Annotated in this window: 16 protein-coding genes and 1 tRNA gene; 12 read left to right on the forward strand and 5 right to left on the reverse strand. The window is 65.9% G+C overall.

All coding sequences use genetic code 11. The annotated features are described in order from the left end of the window. The 3 genes from RTQ83_RS21240 to RTQ83_RS21250 all read left to right on the forward strand — a co-directional run. Positions 1-305: aminopeptidase N C-terminal domain-containing protein (locus RTQ83_RS21240; protein WP_312519082.1), on the forward strand; the 305-nt coding region annotated here is incomplete at its 5' end. Positions 306-509: 204 nt separating this feature from the next. Further along, positions 510-1,511 (forward strand): class 1 fructose-bisphosphatase, encoded by a 1,002-nt coding sequence (locus RTQ83_RS21245; protein WP_312519085.1) that lies wholly within the window; start codon positions 510-512, stop codon positions 1,509-1,511. Positions 1,512-1,663: 152 nt separating this feature from the next. Beyond that, positions 1,664-1,739 (forward strand) — tRNA-Thr (locus RTQ83_RS21250). 102 nt (positions 1,740-1,841) lie between these two features. On the opposite strand, the gene RTQ83_RS21255 is transcribed toward RTQ83_RS21250, so the two are convergent. Then, on the reverse strand, positions 1,842-2,390 hold the full coding sequence (locus RTQ83_RS21255; protein ID WP_312519088.1) for a hypothetical protein: 549 nt from the start codon (positions 2,388-2,390) through the stop codon (positions 1,842-1,844). A 269-nt stretch (positions 2,391-2,659) separates the two neighbouring features. On the opposite strand from RTQ83_RS21255, the gene RTQ83_RS21260 reads away from it, so the two are divergent. Then, complete coding sequence (locus RTQ83_RS21260; protein WP_312519091.1) at positions 2,660-4,990, forward strand: FdhF/YdeP family oxidoreductase; 2,331 nt, start codon at positions 2,660-2,662, stop codon at positions 4,988-4,990. Between the two features lie 52 nt (positions 4,991-5,042). Here the strand turns inward: RTQ83_RS21260 and RTQ83_RS21265 are convergent, their stop codons facing one another. The 3 genes from RTQ83_RS21265 to RTQ83_RS21275 all read right to left on the reverse strand — a co-directional run bounded on the left by RTQ83_RS21265 (position 5,043) and on the right by RTQ83_RS21275 (position 8,984). Further along, positions 5,043-6,161, reverse strand: coding sequence for a DUF2325 domain-containing protein (locus tag RTQ83_RS21265; protein WP_312519094.1), 1,119 nt, complete (start codon positions 6,159-6,161; stop codon positions 5,043-5,045). Positions 6,162-6,817: 656 nt separating this feature from the next. Next, positions 6,818-8,203 (reverse strand): ATP-binding protein, encoded by a 1,386-nt coding sequence (locus RTQ83_RS21270; protein ID WP_312519096.1) that lies wholly within the window; start codon positions 8,201-8,203, stop codon positions 6,818-6,820. A gap of 43 nt (positions 8,204-8,246) precedes the next feature. Then, the gene (locus tag RTQ83_RS21275; protein ID WP_312519098.1) at positions 8,247-8,984 is read right to left on the reverse strand and encodes a response regulator; all 738 of its coding nucleotides are present in this window, start codon (positions 8,982-8,984) and stop codon (positions 8,247-8,249) included. Between the two features lie 199 nt (positions 8,985-9,183). Here RTQ83_RS21275 and RTQ83_RS21280 point away from each other — a divergent pair, with 199 nt between their 5' ends. The 7 genes from RTQ83_RS21280 (at position 9,184) to RTQ83_RS21310 (ending at position 17,603) form a co-directional block, all read left to right on the forward strand. Then, positions 9,184-11,256, forward strand: a complete 2,073-nt coding sequence (locus tag RTQ83_RS21280; RefSeq protein WP_312519100.1) for a TonB-dependent receptor domain-containing protein — start codon at positions 9,184-9,186, stop codon at positions 11,254-11,256. A 79-nt stretch (positions 11,257-11,335) separates the two neighbouring features. Continuing rightward, positions 11,336-12,295, forward strand: a complete 960-nt coding sequence (locus tag RTQ83_RS21285; protein WP_312519103.1) for a siderophore ABC transporter substrate-binding protein — start codon at positions 11,336-11,338, stop codon at positions 12,293-12,295. Between the two features lie 42 nt (positions 12,296-12,337). Beyond that, complete coding sequence (locus tag RTQ83_RS21290) at positions 12,338-13,360, forward strand: ABC transporter permease (protein WP_312519106.1); 1,023 nt, start codon at positions 12,338-12,340, stop codon at positions 13,358-13,360. Beyond that, positions 13,350-14,327, forward strand: a complete 978-nt coding sequence (locus RTQ83_RS21295; RefSeq protein ID WP_312519108.1) for an iron chelate uptake ABC transporter family permease subunit — start codon at positions 13,350-13,352, stop codon at positions 14,325-14,327. Before RTQ83_RS21290 ends, RTQ83_RS21295 begins: the two co-directional genes overlap by 11 nt. Then, entirely contained in the window at positions 14,327-15,082 is a 756-nt protein-coding gene (locus RTQ83_RS21300) for an ABC transporter ATP-binding protein (protein WP_312519111.1), read from the forward strand. The genes RTQ83_RS21295 and RTQ83_RS21300 overlap by 1 nt, the downstream gene beginning before the upstream one ends. Before the next feature lie 85 nt (positions 15,083-15,167). Beyond that, the gene (locus RTQ83_RS21305; protein WP_312519114.1) at positions 15,168-15,515 is read left to right on the forward strand and encodes an EamA family transporter; all 348 of its coding nucleotides are present in this window, start codon (positions 15,168-15,170) and stop codon (positions 15,513-15,515) included. Positions 15,516-15,686: 171 nt separating this feature from the next. After that, positions 15,687-17,603 (forward strand): alkaline phosphatase family protein, encoded by a 1,917-nt coding sequence (locus tag RTQ83_RS21310; RefSeq protein WP_409456141.1) that lies wholly within the window; start codon positions 15,687-15,689, stop codon positions 17,601-17,603. On the opposite strand, the gene RTQ83_RS21315 is transcribed toward RTQ83_RS21310, so the two are convergent. Beyond that, positions 17,489-18,439: a cupin-like domain-containing protein gene (locus RTQ83_RS21315; RefSeq protein ID WP_312519119.1), complete on the reverse strand. Its 951-nt coding sequence runs from the start codon at positions 18,437-18,439 to the stop codon at positions 17,489-17,491. The genes RTQ83_RS21310 and RTQ83_RS21315 overlap by 115 nt on opposite strands. Before the next feature lie 421 nt (positions 18,440-18,860). Here RTQ83_RS21315 and RTQ83_RS21320 point away from each other — a divergent pair, with 421 nt between their 5' ends. Further along, positions 18,861-19,646: a hypothetical protein gene (locus RTQ83_RS21320; RefSeq protein ID WP_312519123.1), complete on the forward strand. Its 786-nt coding sequence runs from the start codon at positions 18,861-18,863 to the stop codon at positions 19,644-19,646. Positions 19,647-19,726 lie beyond the last annotated feature (80 nt).

The following is a 19,726-nucleotide window of genomic DNA, read 5'->3' on the forward strand; positions in this document are numbered from 1 at the left end:
ATCCGGCCTTCACGCTGCGCAACCCGAACCGCGAGCGCAGCCTGGTGTCGACGTTCTGCGCCAACAACCCGGTCGGTTTCCACGCCCCGGACGGCAGCGGCTACGCCTTCTGGGCCGAGCAGGTGATCGCGCTCGACGCGCTCAACCCGCAAGTGGCCAGCCGCCTGGCGCGCGCCATGGACCGCTGGCGCCGTTATGCGCCGGAGCTGCAGGCGCAGATGCAGTCGGCGCTGCAGCGCGTCGCGGGCCAGGCCACGCTGTCGAACGACGTGCGTGAAGTGGTGACCAAGGCACTGTCGAATTGATTAAAACGGTGGCCATCGTAGGGTTGGCGGCTCCGCCGCCGACGCGGTGATCGTTGGCAGCAAGATCATCCGGCGCGATATCGGAGCCGATAACAATCGACGCGTCGGCGGCGGAGCCGCCAACCCTACGTAGGGTGGATCGGGACGCGCAGTCGATTATTGGCAGTACCACACAAAAGAATTGAAACCAAACCTGAGGAAGTCATGAAACGCGTCAGTCTTACGCAATACCTGGTGGAAGAACAGCGCCAGCACCAGACCATCAACGCCGAGCTGCGCCTGCTGATCGAAGTGGTCGCGCGCGCCTGCAAGCGCATCAGCTATTCGGTCAGCAAGGGCGCCCTGGGCGAAGTGCTGGGCAGCGCCGATACCGAGAACATCCAGGGCGAAGTCCAGAAGAAGCTGGACGTGATCTCCAACGAAATCCTGCTCGAAGCCAACGAGTGGGGCGGCCACCTGGCGGCGATGGCGTCCGAGGAAATGGAAACCATCCGCCAGATCCCGAGCCGCTATCCGAAGGGCGAATTCCTGCTGCTGTTCGATCCGCTCGACGGCTCGTCGAACATCGACGTCAACGTCTCGATCGGCACCATCTTCTCGGTGCTGAAAGCCCCGGAAGGCATGGAGTCGCCGACCGAGCAGGACTTCCTGCAGCCGGGTACCGCGCAAGTCGCCGCCGGCTACGCCGTGTACGGCCCGCAGACCATGCTGGTGCTGACCACCGGCAATGGCGTGCACTGCTTCACGCTCGATCGTGAGCAAGGCTCGTGGGTGCTGACCGGGAGCGATATGCAAATCCCGCCGGCGACGAAAGAGTTCGCGATCAATATGTCGAACCAGCGTCACTGGCATCCGCCAGTGCAGCGCTATGTCGAAGAGCTGCTGGCCGGCTCGACCGGTCCGCGCGGCAAGGATTTCAATATGCGCTGGATCGCCTCGATGGTAGCCGATGTGCACCGGATCCTGACCCGCGGCGGCGTCTTCATGTACCCGGCCGACCGGCGCGACCCGTCGCAGCCGGGCAAGCTGCGCCTGATGTACGAAGCCAACCCGATGGCCATGATCGTCGAGCAGGCCGGTGGCGCCGCTACCGACGGGCAGGGGCGCATCCTGGACATCCCGCCGACCAAGCTGCACCAGCGCGTGCCGGTGTTCCTGGGCTCGAAGGAAGAAGTCGAGGTCGTGACCGGCTATCACGCCGGCTGAACACCTGACCCGGCAAATGATCCGGGAACTTGCCGGGCACTGTAGAAATACAGACTAGCAAGTTTACGGGATTGTTTGCTAGAATATGGTTCTTTCATCAGTACCGCCTGCTTGCGTAAGCAGTGGAACGGTACAGGCGAAACCCAGGTTTCGCCGCTGTAGCTCAGTCGGTAGAGCAGCGCATTCGTAATGCGAAGGTCACCAGTTCGATTCCGGTCAGCGGCACCAAGTCAGTAAGCAGTATCAGGATGTGCAAGAAACCCGCCTTCTCACAGGAAGCGCGGGTTTTTTTTGCGTCCACGCCACTGGCGCATCCAGCTCGGCGTGTGTCTACACCTTTCCAGACATGCGCGACCACCGGTGGCCGGTGAGCCGCTCGAGTTCCTGGAGGAAGCCGGGCGACAGTTCCGGCCAGTTCCAGAATTCCAGGCCGAGCGTGCCGAGCAGCAGATCATCGTGCTCCCATGCCGGGACCGGCTCTTCGCAGCCGCATCCGGTGCACGCCAGTTCTCCCGCGCCGCCTTCAGACCATTCCTGGCTGGCGGCAAAGTAGTCATCGATATCGCGCTCGGCAGCGCAATGCGGACAGCGCGCCGGGCCGAAGGTGCCTTGCGCGTTGGCGAACCCATTGCGCTGCGTGTAAAGCTGCACGCCGTCGGGGCACGTTCCGCTATCCTCGCCGTCGGTGCCGGTCGCGCTGCAAGCGCGCATGAAGTGGCGCCCGGGCGGATAGGCAGGCGTCCCGAGGCCGCAATCGCTGATGTCGGACTCGATGATTTCCTGTCCGATCAGCCAGGCAACGACGCGCGCGCCGAGGCGCTCGGCGTCTTCGCTACGGGTGGTCTCGCGATCGACAACACTTTGCGTGTGCATGCCCATGGGCTGCGCCTTTCCTGGTCGGGTCCAAGGTAATCAAGACAGCGTGACAGCCACTGCGGCAGTACTGCCGGCTGAGAAGCTTACTCTACAGGCAAGCGGGGAGCGGTACACGTCGAACAAGGGCGCTGCACGGAATTACCCGTTGTGCATCGGCCATCCAGTTTTCTCCACGGAGGCAATTGCTGCGAACAATTGTTTCCGTGTGTCTTTTGAAAATTCGATTTTTTACAATCCTCTTAGAATGGCCCTCCAACATACGAGGAGGACCTATGCCAAAGAAAGATGTACCGGGAATCGGAGAATACGGCGGCCCGGCCGGCGGCTGGGGCGCGCTGCAGGCGGTAGCCAAAGCGCTGCGCGGCCAGATGTCGACCAACCGCACCCCCATCATGCTGCAGGTGAACCAGCCGGAAGGCTTCGATTGTCCCGGCTGTGCCTGGCCAGATCCGCGCCACGGTTCGTCCTTCGAATTCTGCGAGAACGGCGCCAAGGCGGTGTCATGGGAAGCGACCAACAAGAGGGTGACGCCGGACTTCTTTGCTCAGCACACGGTCAGCGAGCTGTGGCAGTGGGAAGACTTCGCGCTCGAGTGGGAAGGACGCCTGACCCATCCGATGATCTACGACGCCGCCAGCGACCGCTACGTGCCGATCGCCTGGGAGGAGGCGTTCCGCCGCATCGGCGAAGAGCTGCGCCGCCTGCCGGACCCGAACATGGCCGAGTTCTACACCTCGGGCCGCGCCTCGAACGAGGCGGCCTTCCTGTACCAGCTGTTCGTGCGCGAATACGGCACCAACAACTTCCCCGACTGCTCGAATATGTGTCACGAGGCCACCAGTGTCGGCCTGCCGCAATCGATCGGCGTCGGCAAGGGCACCGTGACGCTCGAAGATTTCGACCATTGCGATGCGATTTTCTCGTTCGGCCACAACCCGGGCACCAACCACCCGCGCATGCTGGCCACGCTGCGCGCAGCGTCCTTGCGCGGCGCGCCGATCGTGGTCTTCAATCCGCTCAAGGAGCGCAGCCTGGAACGCTTCAAGTCGCCCCAGCACGCGCTCGAAATGGTGGGCAAGGCGGTGCCGATCGCTTCGCACTACTACCAGGTCAAGGTCGGCGGCGACGCAGCGGTGGTGAAGGGCATGATGAAGGCGCTGCTGGCGATGGAAGAGGCGCGCGGCGGCGTGCTCGACCGCGCCTTCATCGACGAGCACACCGAAGGCTTCGACCAGCTGGTGGCCGACATCGAAGCCTGCCCGTGGGACGAGATCGAGCACATCGCCGGCCTGTCGCGCGCCGACATCGAAGCGGCGGCCGAGGTGTATGCCAAGGCCGAGCGCGTGATCCTGTGCTACGGCATGGGCATCACCCAGCACCGACATGGCACCTGCAACGTGCACCAGCTGGCCAATCTGCTGCTGATGCGCGGGAACATCGGCAAGGAAGGCGCCGGCATCTGCCCGCTGCGCGGCCACTCCAACGTGCAGGGCGACCGCACGGTGGGCATCACCGAGATTCCGAGCCAGGGCTTCCTCGATTCGCTGGAACGGGTCTTCAATATTCCGATGCCGCGCGAAAAGGGGCACGGGGCGGTCGAGACCATCGAGGCCATGCACGCGGGGCGCTCGAAGGCGCTGATCTGCCTGGGCGGCAACCTGCCGCTGGCGATGCCCGATCCGCAGGTCTGCTTCGAGGCGATGCGCAAACTCGACCTGTCGGTGCACATCGCCACCAAGCTCAATCGCTCGCACCTGATGGTGGGCAAGACCACGCTCTTGCTGCCGTGCCTCGGACGCACCGAACTCGACGTGCAGGCGAGCGGGCCGCAATCGGTGACGGTCGAGGATTCGATGTCGATGGTGCACGCTTCGCGCGGCTCGCTGCCGCCGGCGTCGGAACACCTGAAGTCGGAACCGGCCATCGTCGCCGGCATCGCGCGCGCAACCAAGCCCGACAGTACGATCGACTGGGAAGGCTATGTGGGCGACTACAACCGCATCCGCGACGCGATCGAGGCGGTGTTCCCGGACTTCGACGATTACAACGCGCGCGTGCGGGTGCCGCATGGCTTCCGCCTGGACAGCCCGGCATCGCGCCGCCAGTGGCGCACGCCGTCGGGCAAGGCGCAGTTTTTGGTGGGCAAGCACGACGAGAAGGGACCGCTGGCGCGGCCCGAGGCCAGGGACACGCTGGTGCTGGCGACAGTGCGCAGCCACGACCAGTACAACACCACGATCTACGGCAAGAACGACCGCTACCGCGGCATCACCGGGCGGCGCGACATCATCTTCGTCAACGAGCAGGACCTGGCCGAACGCGGGCTGGCGCATGGCGACGTGATCGACATCGAAGCGGTGGCGGCGCACGACGGCGCCAGCGAGCCGCGCATCGTGCACGACTTCGTGGCAGTGGCGTACGACATCGCGCGCGGGTCGGTGGCGGCCTATTATCCGGAAGCGAACGGGCTGATCGCGCTGGGCAACTTCGACCGCCAGAGCGGGACGCCGTCGTATAAATCGGTGCCGGTGGTGCTGCGCAAGGCGCGTTCGGGGGCGGCGTCGATCGACGTCGGGCGGCAGGAGGATGTGGCGGCGGCCTGAGGCCGTTGTTACCGGGGCGGTCGCGGGACCGCCCTGTTTCGCTGCAGCGCCGTTAGTCCGGGACGCTGTCCTCGGTCGCCGCTTCCTGCAGGCCGCGCACCAGGCTCGACATGCTCGGGTTGTCGACGAACACGCAGCGCTTGCCGTGGCGCTTGCAATGGTCCTTCACGCGCCAGTAGGCGCTGTGGCTGATGCAGCCGGTCTGGCAGATGACCAGGTCGGCCGCCGCCAGGCTGGCGTCGAGCTGGCTGCTGCTGTCTTCCAGGCCGCCGTCGTGGTGAGCGAACTGGGCGCCGACGCGCTCGATCATGTTGCGGTACACCGGGATGCTGCTGCTGCGTCCGCCGACGCAGAGGATGGCGCGGTTTTCCAGACGCACCGGCGCCGGAGACACAGGTTCCGGGACGATCTCGATGACCGGTGCGGCGGTCGGCGCCGGCGCCGGGGTCGGACGCGCCGTCTTCAGTTCGGCCAGCTGCGCACGCAGCGACTGTTCGCGCAATTCCATCTGCGCCACCCGCTCGGCCAGGCGCTCGCGCGTGTCCAGTTCCGGCACCGCGGCCTGCACGCGCGCCAGTTCCGCGCGCAGCTGGGCGATCTCGGCATCCTTCGCGATCAGCGCGGTGCGCGCGCTCATCAACAGGGCATCCTGGCGTTCGGCTTCGAGCTGTTTTTCCTGCGTCAGCGCGTTGCAGCGCTCCTGCAGGCGCGTGGTTTCGCGTTCCAGCCGCGCGTTGTCGAGCACCACCGCATTGAACTTGTTGATGTCGGCGCGCGCGCAGGCGCCGGCCTGGTGCTGCACCATGTGGATGTCGCGGCACATCTTTTCTTCGAGCGAGACGGTGCAGCGCGGATGGGTCAGCCCGGCCCAGAACGCCCCGGCGACATCTCCCGCCGTCACCGCCGCCGTCCACAGCGCCTCGACCTGCTCGGTCGTCTTGGCCGCGCGGAAGCGCTGGATGTGCTGCACATAGCGCCGCTCCAACTCCTTCTGCACCGCCTCGGCGACCGGGGTGCGCAAGGCGCATTCGCTGACGGTGCCGACGTGGATATCGTAATCGTCATGCAGCACCCGCCCGCCGGTCACTTTCTCGACCAGCTTGCGCAAGCCATTCAACGGCAAGCCGACCCCGATCAGCGGGCAATGGCAGGCATGAGAAAGCTCCCACACGCGCCTGCGGCGCGAGCTCTGCTGAGTCTCAGCGGGGCAGGGCTGAGTCGAAGCGTGTTTGTCGCACATGTCGTTCCTCTCGATGCAATGAGTCTGCAAGCCGGGAGGCACCACCTCCCATCAGATGATAATGATTCTCATTTATATTCTATCGAACTCCCGTCATGACGCAAGCGAAATCTGCATGCATACCCCGTTCACCCTGGACAAATAGGGTCAGAGTCAAATTGTTGACCAACATCTTCCGAGCATTTGCAACTAGGGATTCAGTTAGCACCGCGCGCACTCACGTGCAATTGCCAATGGTGGTGACTCTGTCCCCAATTATTTGAATTTGTGAGAAATTGCTCAACAATTTGACTCTGACCCTAATTGTTTGGGGTGCCAAAAATTGTCGGGTGATATCAAAAACGGCGGTTCGTTGAGCTCTCGAAACTTCGTTTCTGTAGAGATGTATAAACGGCCTTCAATCGACCCCAAAACAATGAGGGTCAGAGTCAAATTGTTGAGCAATTTCTTCTTTACCTGAGCCGACGGAAGTGGCTCCTGGTCACGCTGACCCTGGGCAATTGGCCAACAATTCGACTCTGACCCTCATTGTTGGCTTTTGCGAGAAATTGCTCGGTAATTCGACTCTGACCCTATTTGTTGGGGTGTCAGGCGGGGAGGGTGATGGTGGCGGTGAGGCCGGTGGTTGCGTTGTTGGTCAGGCGCAGGGTGCCGCCGTGGGCTTCGATGCAGGTGCGGGCGATGCCCAGGCCGAGGCCGACGCCGCCGTTGGCGGGGCTGCTGCCGGGGGCGGTGTCACGGCAGCGGGCGCTGTCGAGGCGGGCGAAGGGTTCGAACACGCGCTCCAGCTGGTCGGCAGGGATGCCGGGGCCGTTGTCGATGATGGCCAGGACGATGTCGCTGCCGGTGCCGCTGACTTCCGCGGCGCTGGCGCACAGGGTGACGTCGGTGCCGTGGCGGACGGCGTTCTCGGCCAGGTTGCCGAGGGCGCGCCGCAGCGCCAGCGGACGGCAGCGGTAGGGGAGCGATGCGGGGCCGGCGTAGCGTACGCATACGCCGGGACGAGCCAGCTCGCCGGCCAGCTCGCGCATCAGCTGCGCCAGGTCGGCGTCGACCGCGGCTTCGCCAATGCAATCGTCGGCGGCGAAGCGCAGGGTCTGCTCGACCATTTGCCCCATCGTCTCCAGCGTGCGCCGCATCGCGCTGCGCAGTTCGGCGTCGTCGATCAGTTCGGTACGCAGGCGCAGCGAGGTGATAGGGGTGCGCAGGTCGTGGCTGATCGCGGCCAGCATGCGCGTGCGGTCTTCGGTAAAACGCTGCTGGCGCTCGGCCATCAGGTTGAAGGTGGCGGTCAGTTCGCGCGCCTCGCGCGGGCCGGTCACCGGCAATGGGCCGTCGTGCTCGCCGCGGCTGAAGCGCTCGGCGGCGCGCTCCAGGGCGCGGATCGGACGCAGGATGCGGCGGATGAAGGGCAGTGCCACCAGCAGCACCGGCAGCGTGCTCACGGGGATCGAGAAGTGCAGCGGCCGCCACCACGGGCTGGAGCCGGGCGACTGCTGGTAGCCGACCAGCCAGCGCCCATCGGGCAGCTGCACCGAGACCAGCATGCCGGCCTGCGCCGCGCCGCCGCTCTCGCCCGGCGCATGGTCGGTCAGCTGCACCCAGCTGCGCGGCGCCGGCGCGCGCGGCAGGCGCTGCGCCAGTGCGCGCGCCTGCGTCTGCTCGGCGGCGTTCATGTCGGGGCCCGATCCGCTGGCGCTGGAAGCGAGCCAGAAACGCGCCGTTGGCGAACTGATCGCCGCCAGCATGTCTTCGGCGCGATCCGGCGCCAGGCGCAGCGACTGGTAGATGCCGGCCACCCGGTCGAGCATGTAGCGCGCCGCCAGCGGATGCATGCTGTCCGGCGCCATATGCCGCACCGCGATCGCCGCCAGGTGCGCCACGATCACGGCCAGCAGCATGGTCGCGATCAGCTGGCCGCCCATGGTGCGCGGCAGGATGCGCGCCACGATCCGCTTCATCGCTTCCATCATTGCGCACGCCAATGCCATGACGCTGCCGCCACCATCAATCCACTCACGACGCCAGCGCCTTCACATCGGCAGTGAACACATAGCCATCGCCCCACGACGTCTTGAGCAGGCGCGGCTTGCGCGGATCGCTCTCGAGCTTCTTGCGCAGCCGGCTTACCTGGCTGTCGATGCTGCGGTCGAAATTCTGCACGTCGCCGTCGCGCGTCAGGTCCAGCAATTCGTCGCGGCTGAGCACCGTGCCGGCGCGTTCCACCAGAACGCTCAATAGACGGAACTCGGCCCCGCTCAGCGCCACCGGCTCGCCATTGGCGTCGCGCAGCTCGCGCCGGTCCATGTCCAGCGTCCAGTGCGCGAAGCTGTAGCTGCGCGGCGCGCGCCAGTTGCCGGCGGCGCGTCCCAGCTGGCCGAGGCGGCGCAGCATGCCCTTGATGCGCGCCACCAGTTCGCGCGGGTCGAACGGCTTCACCACGTAGTCGTCGGCGCCCATCTCGAGACCGGCCACGCGGTCGGCCTGGTCGGCCATCGCGGTGAGCAGGATCACCGGCGTGGCCGTGGTGCTGGCCAGGTGGCGGCACAGCGACAGGCCGTCTTCGCCCGGCAGCATGATGTCGAGCACCACCAGGTCGACCTGGTGCTGGCGCAGCAGGGTGCGCGCGCAGGCGGCATCGGCGGCGGTGAGCACGTCCAGGTCATGCCGGCGCAGGTAGGCCGCGAGCGGGTCGCGGATGTCGGCGTGGTCGTCGACCACCAGGATGCGGGAAGGGTGTACGGGTTGATTCATTGCGTCGCTGCCAATGTTTGCCACAACTTGACAAACTTTCTGAGGGTTAAGTGCATATGATAATGATTATCATTCGCGGCGACCGCGGTGGCAAGCCTTTACAGCGCCATCGGAAAAGATCGGACGCCGGCAGTACCGGATTTTGAACGACAGAGAGAGAAAAGAGCGTATGCAGTACACGACTACGGGATCCACGGTCTTGAAGAATACCCGCCGCACCGCCATCGCGGCCGCCTTGCAATCGGTGCTGGCGATCGGCTTTGCCCATGCCGGCCCGGATGCCCCGGCCTACAATGGTCAGGCCGCCGGCGCCGCCGGCACCGTATCGACCGTGGTCGTCACCGCAGCAGGCTTCGAGCAGTCGGCGCTGGACGCGCCGGCCAGCATCACCGTGATCACCCGCGAAGAGCTGGACAAGCGCCCGTTCCGCGACCTCACCGACGCGCTGCGCGACGTGCAGGGCGTGACCATCACCGGCGTCGCCAACGAACAGGACATCCTGATCCGCGGCCTGCCCGGCGCTTATACGCTGATCCTGGTCGACGGCAAGCGCCAGAGCACGCGCGACGCCCGCACCAACGGCAACGCCGGCTACGAACAGAGCTTCATCCCGCCGCTGGAGGCGATCGAGCGCATCGAGGTGGTGCGCGGCCCGATGTCGTCGCTGTACGGCTCCGACGCCATGGGCGGCGTGATCAACATCATCACGCGCAAGGTCGCCAAGGCCTGGGGCGGCTCGCTCGGCGTCGACGGCACGCTGCAGGAGCACGGCGACTCGGGCAATTCGACCCAGGGCCAGTTCTTCCTGAATGGCCCGCTGGCCGGCAATGTACTCGGCCTGCAGCTGTGGGGTAAACAATATAAACGCACCGAAGACGAGGTCCTGAACGGCTTCAATGGCGCCAACGACCGCGACCTGACCGCGCGCCTGAGCTGGACCCCGAATGCGGCGCACGACGTGCTGCTGGAAGCCGGCACCAGTGAACTCAAGCGCCACAGCTCGGGCGGCGGCGTGCTCGCTGCCACTGCGGCCGACACGCGCCAGAAGCACACGCGCGACCATTATTCGCTGTCGCACAACGGGCGCTGGGGCTGGGCCACCTCGCAGGTCTCGTTCACCAACGAGAAGGGCCAGCGCGAGACCTTTGCCGAAGACCGCAACGGCGACTTCATCCGCAACGCGCGCGCGCCGGAGATCGAGAACTCGGTGCTGGACGCGAAACTGAACACGCGCCTGGGCAGCCATTTCCTGGTGGTCGGCGGTCAGTGGAACCGCGCCGAACTGACGGACCAGAACCCCGGCCGCCGCACCGGTGTCGATGAACACTTCAGCATCGTCCAGAAGGCCGTGTTCCTGGAAGACGAATGGAGCCTGACCGATACGCTGTCGCTCACTGGTGGCCTGCGCGCCGACGACCATGAAATCTACGGCAACCATTGGAGTCCGCGCCTGTACGCGGTGTGGCACGCCGACGAACGCGTCACGATCAAGGGCGGCGTCTCGCGCGGCTTCAAGGCGCCGGACCTGCGCAGCATCGCGCCGGGCTACGCCTACACCACCGGCGGTGGCGGCTGCACCTATGGTCCGAACGGCACCTGCGGCGTCATCATCGGCGACCCTAACCTGAAGGCCGAGACCAGCACCAGCTACGAGATCAGCGCCCACCTGGATACCAAGACCGGCGTGCAGGCCAACGCCACGCTGTTCTACACCGACTTCAAGGACAAGGTAGCCAACGCCCTGATCTACAACGCCGACGGCAGCATCGCGCGCTGGTCGGAAGACCCGGGCTACCGCCTCTGGTACAGCTACAACATCGACAACGCCACCATCCGCGGCCTGGAGACCGGCCTGACCTGGCAGGCAAATAAAGCGCTGTCGCTCAAGGCCAACTACACCTACACCGACTCGAAGCAGAAGGGTGGCAGCTACGACGGCTACGCATTGACGCGCACGCCGAAGCACCGCGGCACCCTGCGCGCCGACTGGGCCGCCACGCCGGCGCTCGACCTGTGGGCCTCGGTCACCTACAACGGCAAGGAAATCAACGCCGCCGCACGCTCCGGCAGCAATGGCGTGACGCTGCCGAACGGCGCCAAGGAATACGGCGACTACACCCTCGGCGACATCGGTGCCACCTACGACTGGAGCCGCAATGTCGTGCTCAAGGCGGTGCTGTTCAACGTCAGCGACAAGCGCCTGGACGAGCTGACCTACAACACGGTCGGCGACGGCCGCCGCCTGTGGCTGGGTGTGACCACCCGCTTCTGAATCGCCCGAAGGTGCATGGCCGGGCAGGACGCCCCGCCACGCACCAGAATTTATTCAACAACCTGAAAACAGAGACACCATGACCATCAAGAACACCATCCAGCGCCGCCGCGCCATCGTCGCCATCGGTGCCGCTTTCAGCCTGGCCTTGGGCGCACTGCCGGCGCAGGCCCAGTCGACCGTGCAGGTCAAGCACGCCAGCGGCACCACCGCGGTCCCGGTCAATCCGAAGAAAGTAGTCGTGCTCGACGCCACCACGCTCGACAACCTGTCGGCGCTGGACGTGAATGTCGCCGGCGTGCCGACCATGAGCACCACCGCCAAGCCGCTGCCGCGCCACCTGGCGCGCTACAACGCGGCGCAGAAGGTCGGCACGCTGTTCGAGCCGGACTACGAAAAGATCTTCGGCCTCAAGCCCGACCTGATCATCGTCGGCGGCCGTTCGCAGGCCAAGTACGCCGAACTGGCCAAGATCGCGCCGACCCTTGACATGACGGTCGACCGCACCAAGCTGCTGGACAGCGCCAAGGCCAATGTCACCACGCTGGGCAACCTGTTCGGCAAACAGGCACGCGCCAAGGAACTGACCGGCAAGCTCGATGCCTCGATCGCCAACCTCAAGTCGCAAGCCGCCAATGCCGGCACCGGCCTGATCGTCCTGACCACCGGCGGCAAGATGAGCGCCTACGGCCCTGGCTCGCGCTTCGGCATCCTGCACGACAGCTTCGGCATCAAGCCGGCGGTGGGCAAGCTGGATACCTCGAACCACGGCCAGGCGATCTCGTTTGAATTCATCCAGAAAACCAATCCGGACTGGCTGTTCGTGATCGACCGCGACGCCGCCATCGGCCGCGAAGGCGCCTCGGCCGCCAAGTTCCTGGACAATGAACTGGTGCGCCAGTCGACCGCCTGGAAGAACAAGCAGGTGGTCTACCTGGATGGCTTCAACTGGTACACCCTGGGCGGCGCCGGCATCACCGCGATGCAGGAAAACGTCGACCAGCTGTCGAAGGCACTGAGCGCCAAATCGGGACGTTGATCGTATGACGAGAAGTGATCCGCCGCGCCGCGGCGGGGAGCGATGATGGCTGCATCGTCGCTCCATAAGCACGCGCACGCGCCTGGAAAGGCGCGTGCGCTTTCGCACATCTGGCTGGCGCTGCCGATCGTCCTGACGGTGGCGCTCGTTCTATCCAGCGTGGCCATCGGCGCCGGCGACTTCAGTTTCGCCGGCGTGCTCGCGGGCCCCGGATCCGACGCCTGGAATCTGCTGATGGTCAGCCGCCTGCCGCGCACCCTGGCCCTGCTGCTGGCCGGGATGTCGCTGGCGGTGGCCGGCCTGATCATGCAGATGCTGGTACGGAACCGCTTCGTCGAACCGTCCACCGCCGGCACCATCGAGTCGGCCACGCTGGGCGTGCTGGTGCTGGCCCTGCTGGCGCCCGACACGCCGGTGTTCGGCAAGATGCTGGTCGCCGCCGGCTTCGCGCTGGCCGGGACCTTCCTGTTCCTCGGCCTGCTGCGCCGCATTCCCCTGCGCTCTCCGTATCTGGTGCCGCTGGTCGGCCTGATCCTGGGCGGCGTGGTGCAGGCGGTGACCACCTTCTTCGCCTACCGTTACGACATGCTGCAGACGCTGCACGCGTGGACCGTGGGCGACTTTTCCGGCGTGCTGCGCGGACGCTACGAGCTGCTGTGGATCGGCGCAGCGCTGACCTTCGCCGCCTGGCTCGCAGCCGACCGGTTTACCGTCGCCGGCATGGGCCAGCAGTTCACCACCAACCTGGGGCTGAACTACAAGCGGCTGACGTTCTGGGGCCTCCTGATCGTGGCCTGCATCTCGTCGGTGGTCGTGGTCACGGCCGGCAGCATCCCGTTCCTGGGACTGATCGTGCCGAACGTGGTCAGCATGATCTTTGGCGACAATATGCGCCGCTCGGTACCGTGGGTCGCGGTGCTGGGCGGGCTGTTCGTGCTGGCCTGCGACATCGTCGGACGCCTGGTGGTGTTCCCGTACGAGATCCCGATCGGCACCGTGGTCGGTTCAATCGGCGGCGCCCTGTTCCTGTTCCTGTTGTTGCGAGGTCGTCACCGTGGCGAGTAAATCATTCACTAGCAGCGTCACGCCGCCGGTGCGCCTGGCGTTGCTGGCGACGCTCGCCCTGAGCGTGGTCGCTGCCTTCATGCTGATCGGCGCCGGCGGCAACTGGAGCTTCGTGCTGCCGTTCCGCGGCGCCAAGCTGGCGGCGATGGTGCTGGTGGCGTACGCGATCGCGGTGTCGTCGGTACTGTTCCAGACCATCACCCACAACCGCATCCTGACGCCGTCGATCATGGGCTTCGATGCCCTGTATTTGCTGATCCAGGCCGCGATCGTGTTCAGCCTCGGCATCGATCCACTGGGAGACACCGGCAACGTCAACCTGCGCTTCGCGGTCGAGGTGATCCTGATGACGGGCTTCGCCTGCCTGCTGTTCCGCGCGCTGTTCAACGGTGCGGCGCACAGCCTGCACCTGATGCTGCTGGCGGGAATCGTATTCGGGCTCTTGTTCCGCAGCCTGGCCAGCTTCGTGATGCGCCTGATCGACCCCAACGAGTTCCTGGTGCTGCAGGACCGCATGTTCGCCTCGTTCAATGCGATCCAGACCGGCCTGCTGTGGGTGGCGGCCATCGCCATCGCGCTGGCGTCATTAGTGGCGTGGCGCCTGCGCCGGCGCTACGACGTGCTGGTGCTGGGGCGCGAGATCGCGGTCAACCTCGGCATCGACTACCGCCGCACGGTGATGCTGACGCTGGCCCTGATCGCCGTGATGGTGTCGGTATCGACCGCGCTGGTGGGGCCGGTGACCTTCTTCGGCCTGTTGGTCAGCAACCTGGCCTATGTCACCGCCGGTTCGTCGAAACACCGCTGGCTGCTGCCGGTGGCGGTGCTGTGGGGCGTGGTATTCCTGGTCGGCGGCCAGGTGCTGCTCGAGCGCGTGCTGGAGTTGAATGCCACCGTCAGCGTCGTCATCGAATTCGTCGGCGGCCTGTTGTTCCTGTTCTTGATCACCCGAAGAAAGTCGCACTAATGATCGAAGTATCCAACATCAGCAAGCGTTACCAGGACAGCATCGTGGTCGACGACGTGTCGCTGACGCTGCCCGCCGGCGGCGTCACCGCCATCATCGGCCCGAACGGCGCCGGCAAGTCGACGCTGCTGTCGATGATCAGCCGCCTGCTGCCGATGAGCGCGGGGCGGGTCCTGGTGGACGGCATCGACGTGGTGCAGGGCGACAGCGCCCAGCTGGCGCGGCGCCTGGCGATCCTGCGCCAGGACAACCACCTGCCGATGCGCCTGACGGTGCGCGACCTGGTCGCCTTCGGCCGCTATCCGCACACCAAGGGCCGGCCGACGGTGGAAGACGCGGCCCACGTCGAGCGCGCACTGGGCTACCTCGGGCTGGAGGAACTGGCCGAGCGCTACCTGGACCAGCTCTCGGGCGGCCAGCGCCAGCGCGCCTTTGTCGCCATGGTGCTGTGCCAGGACACCGACTACGTGCTGCTGGACGAGCCGCTGAATAATCTCGACATGCGCCACGCGGTGGACATGATGCGCCTGTTGCGGCGCGCGGCCGATGAACTGGGCAAGACCGTGATCCTGGTCCTGCACGACATCAATTTTGCGTCGTGCTACGCCGACCGCATCGTCGCCATGCGGGCAGGGAAGCTGGCCTATGTCGGCACGCCGCAGGAACTGATCCGGCCCGAGGTATTGAACGACCTGTACCAGCTTGCCATCCGGGTGCACGAAGTCGACGGCCAGCGCATCTGTGTCTATTACTGAAAGGACGGCCATGGAACGCTGGGTCGTGTATGCCTTCCTGTCGATGCTGTTCGCCGGCGTCACCGCCGTCATTGCCAAGCCGTGATTGAGCGGCATCTCGGGCGACCTCGGGATGGCGGTGCGCACCTGCTTCGTGTTCGTGTTCGTGCTGTTGTTCGCTGCCGCCGTGGTGCCGGCGCGCGAGCTGCAGGCGCTCACCGCCAGCAATATCGCCTGGCTGGCCGGATCGGCGGTGGCCACCGCGCTGTCGTGGATCTTCTACTACAAGGCGATCAAGGAAGGGCAGGTGTCGACCGTGGCGCTGATCGACAAGGGCAGCGTGGTGATCGCGCTGCTGCTTGGCTGGCTGTTTTTGCAGGAGGCGATCACGCCGGCCAAGCTGCTTGGGGGTGGCTTCATCGTGGTCGGCCTCCTGGTGATCGCGCGCGGCTGAAGAAGCGTCCTCTGCTACACTGGTCCGACTACCGTTTGTATCGACCATCGCTTGAGCAAGACACCTCCCTTCGCCGACCTTCCGCCCGTCCTGGCCGGTCCCATCCTGCGCCGTATCGAACCCGGACGGCTGGTGCTATGGCTGGCCGGGAGCACGCCGCTCGACCTGACCATGGTACTGGCGGCGCCCGGTGGCGCCGAACAGCGCATCGTGCTCGATGAGAACAGCTGCCGCCTGGTGCGCGTCGGCCGCGCCGCCTGGATCCACCTGATCGACGTCACGCTGCCTGAAGCGCTGCCGCAGGACACGCTGATCGATTACGACCTGCTGACCGGCGAAGACCACGGCATCGCGCACTGGGCGCCGCACCTGCTGCACGACGGCCAGGCGCGCCCGACCCTGGTGCTGCGCAGCCGCATGGACGACATCCTGTACGGCTCCTGCCGCAAGCCCCATCACCCGTCGCGCGACGGCCTGGCGCGCGGCGACGCCTTGCTGGCCGAACGTATCGGGCAGGCCGACGCCCGCCCCGCGATGCTGATGCTGTGCGGCGACCAGATCTACTGCGACGACGTCGCCGGCCCGATGCTGGCGGCGATCCACGCGCTGATCCGGCGCCTCGGCCTGTACGGCGAATGTCTGGAGGGCGCGACGGTGGAAGACAGCGAAGCGCTGTACGCCCACGCGAAGTGCTATTACCGGCGCGAAGACCTGCTGCCGGGTTTCAAATCGAACGACAACCTGCGCGACCGCTTCTTCGGCGGCACCGAAAAGCCGGTCTTCACCACCGCCAACGCCCACAACCACCTGGTGACGCTGGCCGAGATCATGGGGATGTACCTGCTGACCCATTCGCCGCTGGCGTGGCAGGTGGTGGCCGGGATGCCGGCGCCCGCCTGCGCACAGGACGAGCGCTCGGCCGAGCGCTGGCAGCGCGAGAGCGCCATCATCGCCGACTTTTGCGCCGAACTGCCGCAGGCGGCGCGCCTGCTGGCGCACGTGCAGACCCTGATGATCTTCGACGACCACGACGTCACCGACGACTGGAACCTGTCGGCCAAGTGGGAAGCCACCGCCTACGGCCACCCGTTCTCACGCCGCATCGTCGGCAATGCCTTGACTGCCTACCTGCTGTGCCAGGGCTGGGGCAACCGGCCCGAGGCCTTCACCGGGGTGCTCGACCAGATGGATACGCTGTTCGCCGCGCCCGACCACAAGGACCGGCTCGACCCGGCGCTGCAGGACGCGCTGGTGGACCGCCTGCTGGCCTTCAACTGCTGGGACTACACGCTGGAGACCGAACCGGCGGTGATCGTGCTCGATACGCGCACCCGGCGCTGGCGCAACCGGCGCGTGCCCGGCCATCCGTCCGGCCTGATGGACTGGGAGTCGCTGACCGAGCTGCAGGTGAACTTGATCGGCAAGAAGGCGGCGGTGATTGTGTCGGCGGCGCCGATGTTCGGGGTCAAGCTGATCGAGGTGGTGCAGCGCATCGCCACCTATGTCGGCCTGGCGCTGACGGTGGACGCCGAGAACTGGATGGCGCACCGCGGCGCGGCCAGCGCCATGCTGAACATCTTCCGCCACTCGCGCACGCCCGGCAATTACGTGGTGCTGTCGGGCGACGTGCATTATTCCTTCGTCTACGACGTCGAGGTGCGCTACAGCGACCGCGTGCCGCACATCTGGCAGATCACCAGCAGCGGCATCAAGAACGAATTCCCGGCGCGGCTGCTGGACTGGCTCGATCGCCTGAACCGCTGGCTGTATTCGCCGCGCTCGCCGCTGAACTGGTTCACCAAACGGCGCGCGCTGGCGCTCAAGCCGCGCCTGCCGGACCAGCGCCGCAGCGGCGAGCGCCTGTGGAACGGGTCAGGCCTGGGCCAGGTGTGGCTCGACGCGCATGGCCGGCCGGAGCGCATCGTGCAGCACAATGCGGATGGCCGGCCGTCGACCCGCTTCCTGCCCCAGGGTCAGGCCGAGGACAAGGGGCCGCCGCCCGCCGCCGGCGCCGCGGCCAGCGCCAGCGGGAGCGCACGCGCCCAGCGGTTGACCGACAGCGAAAAGCTCAGCGCACGCACCTGGTGATACCAGCCGGCGGGCACGTACAGCAGCTCGCCCGGCTCCATGATCACCTCGATCGGCGCCGCCTGGCGCGCCAGCGGAAAGCGGTCATAGTCCGGCGCTTCCGGATCGAACGGCGAGCCGAACAGCATCGGATTGGCTTCGCGTACGTATAAAAATTCATCGTGATGCGGCGGCACCAGGAAGATGCGCTTGCGGCCCCAGACCTGGGCAAAGATATTGTCGTCGTAGTCGCAATGCAACGGCGTCACCGTGCGCGCCGGTCCGATCCAGAAGCGCGGCGGCCCCATTTTGTCGAACCAGGACGGCCAGTGGCACAGCGCGTTGAGTTCGCGCAGCTCGAGGTTGCCGACGTAGGGCGGCAGCGAGTCGTCGCCGGTTTGTAGCGCCAGGTAGTCGCGCATCGTCATGTCCTGCATCGCGCGGTCCGGGGCGAAGGCGGTGTTGACGTAGTCGCCGATGCGGGCGCGCACCGGCGCGTCGCCGAATCGCTCGCCGAGCACCCCGGGCGTCAGCGCGGACAGCGGCCAGCGCCCGACCAGGCCGGTGACGACGAAGGGCAGGCCGGCCGCGGCGCGCTCGCGGAAGGTGGCGCCGTCGGGACGGGCGATGCGGGACACTTGCGTCATGACCGGCAGCGTGCGCGCGGCGGCGCGGATGGCGTCGCGCATCGCCGCGATCGAGGCCACGCCACGTACCTGCGCGTCCTTTTGTTCGCGCGACTGCTTCACGCCGCCGTTGTCGGGCGTGTCCTGGCGCCAGGGGCGGATCGGGGGCAAGCGCTGGGCGGCGCCGGCCGGGGCCGGGGAGGGTGGCGTGGGGTCTTTCTGTGCCGACATACTTGTGTTTCCGATGATCTCTACTCTTGCATATGGTAACCGCCAGACCCGGTCCTCTGCATGGTTTTAGAGGTTTTGCGGATCGATGGAACGGCTCTGTTAGTCAGCGCACTGTGAGCAAGCGGCTGCGCATTGTACTTTTTGTATCACGACGCAGGTGGTCCGATACTGCGCTCGTGACGGCCGCCACGAGCGGTCGACCGAGGACGAAATGCCGGCCTGGACGATCTCTGGAACTTTTACGCTGGTGCCTGGTCAGGAGTACAAGAAACTGACCTTGGGCATAAAGCTAGATTGCCATTGACGCACCGCAGGTCGTTTTCGTTACCGCGCTTGTATCGGACTGAATCAGGGAAGAATGTGGTGATAGTCGATTTTCGGTCTACTCCGCGTTGGTCAATATTTTTATGAGGGATACATCATGGATAATCAAAAGTCTAACGAAGGTAAAGGCAGCGACGTGAACAACGCAGGTTCGAGCATCGGCAAGGATTCGAGCCTGAACAAGGGCTCCACCGCATCGTCGGGTACCCAGCAAAGCGCTTCGTCGAGCGGCAACCTGGGCTCGTCGTCGTCGTCGATCTCGTCGTCGCCAAGCAGCGCCGCCGGCAGCAGCGGCTCGCTGGGCAACAGCGCACTGGGCACCAGCGGCAACAGCGCCAGCACCACCTCGGGCTCGGCATCGGGTTCGACCTCGGGTTCGACCGGCTCGACCACCGGCACCCAATCGTCGTCGGCATCGGCCGCCGACAAGCTGGGCGAAGCCAAAGACCAAGCCGCTGACAAGCTGGGCGAAGCCAAGGACCAGGCCGCCAGCAAGCTGGCCGACGTCAAGGAACAAGCCACCAGCAAGTTCAACGATGTCAAGGCCGCGGTCACGTCGATCACCCCAGAGAAAGTGCATGACGGTATCGACAAGGCAGCGCAAGCCGCCCAGCCGATGGTCGACCGCCTGGTCAGCTCGGCACACGCCGGCGTCGACCGCGTCACCGGCCTGCTGAGCAACGCCCAGCAATCGCTGGGCGACCGCACCGGCCAGCTGTCCGAGAAATACTCGGACCTGTCGACCCAGGGTAAAGAGTACGTCCGCAACAACCCGGGCAGCGCCCTGCTGGCCGCCGTCGGCGTCGGCTTCATCCTGGCCAAGCTGCTGGGTGGTTCGAGCGACCGCGACGAATACCGTTCGTACCGCAACTACCGCGACTGATTCGCGGCGGTAGCGTAGGCGCCTTGCGGCGCCGCGTACCGAAAAGCCCGTCCGGCATATGCCGGGCGGGTTTTTTTTCG

This window comes from Massilia sp., assembly GCF_031995545.1.
In the GTDB taxonomy this organism is placed as follows: Bacteria; Pseudomonadota; Gammaproteobacteria; order Burkholderiales; family Burkholderiaceae_D; genus Telluria.

Excerpts from the sequence above, each read along its gene's own strand:
- RTQ83_RS21310 (WP_409456141.1), top strand. The coding sequence starts at position 15,687 with ATGGTACTGGCGGCGCCCGGTGGCGCCGAACAGCGCATCGTGCTCGAT.
- RTQ83_RS21245 (WP_312519085.1), top strand. The coding sequence starts at position 510 with ATGAAACGCGTCAGTCTTACGCAATACCTGGTGGAAGAACAGCGCCAG.
- RTQ83_RS21300 (WP_312519111.1), top strand. The coding sequence starts at position 14,327 with ATGATCGAAGTATCCAACATCAGCAAGCGTTACCAGGACAGCATCGTG.
- RTQ83_RS21255 (WP_312519088.1), bottom strand. The coding sequence starts at position 2,390 with ATGGGCATGCACACGCAAAGTGTTGTCGATCGCGAGACCACCCGTAGC.
- RTQ83_RS21315 (WP_312519119.1), bottom strand. The coding sequence starts at position 18,439 with ATGTCGGCACAGAAAGACCCCACGCCACCCTCCCCGGCCCCGGCCGGC.
- RTQ83_RS21290 (WP_312519106.1), top strand. The coding sequence starts at position 12,338 with ATGATGGCTGCATCGTCGCTCCATAAGCACGCGCACGCGCCTGGAAAG.
- RTQ83_RS21270 (WP_312519096.1), bottom strand. The coding sequence starts at position 8,203 with ATGATGGAAGCGATGAAGCGGATCGTGGCGCGCATCCTGCCGCGCACC.
- RTQ83_RS21275 (WP_312519098.1), bottom strand. The coding sequence starts at position 8,984 with ATGAATCAACCCGTACACCCTTCCCGCATCCTGGTGGTCGACGACCAC.
- RTQ83_RS21285 (WP_312519103.1), top strand. The coding sequence starts at position 11,336 with ATGACCATCAAGAACACCATCCAGCGCCGCCGCGCCATCGTCGCCATC.
- RTQ83_RS21320 (WP_312519123.1), top strand. The coding sequence starts at position 18,861 with ATGGATAATCAAAAGTCTAACGAAGGTAAAGGCAGCGACGTGAACAAC.
- RTQ83_RS21260 (WP_312519091.1), top strand. The coding sequence starts at position 2,660 with ATGCCAAAGAAAGATGTACCGGGAATCGGAGAATACGGCGGCCCGGCC.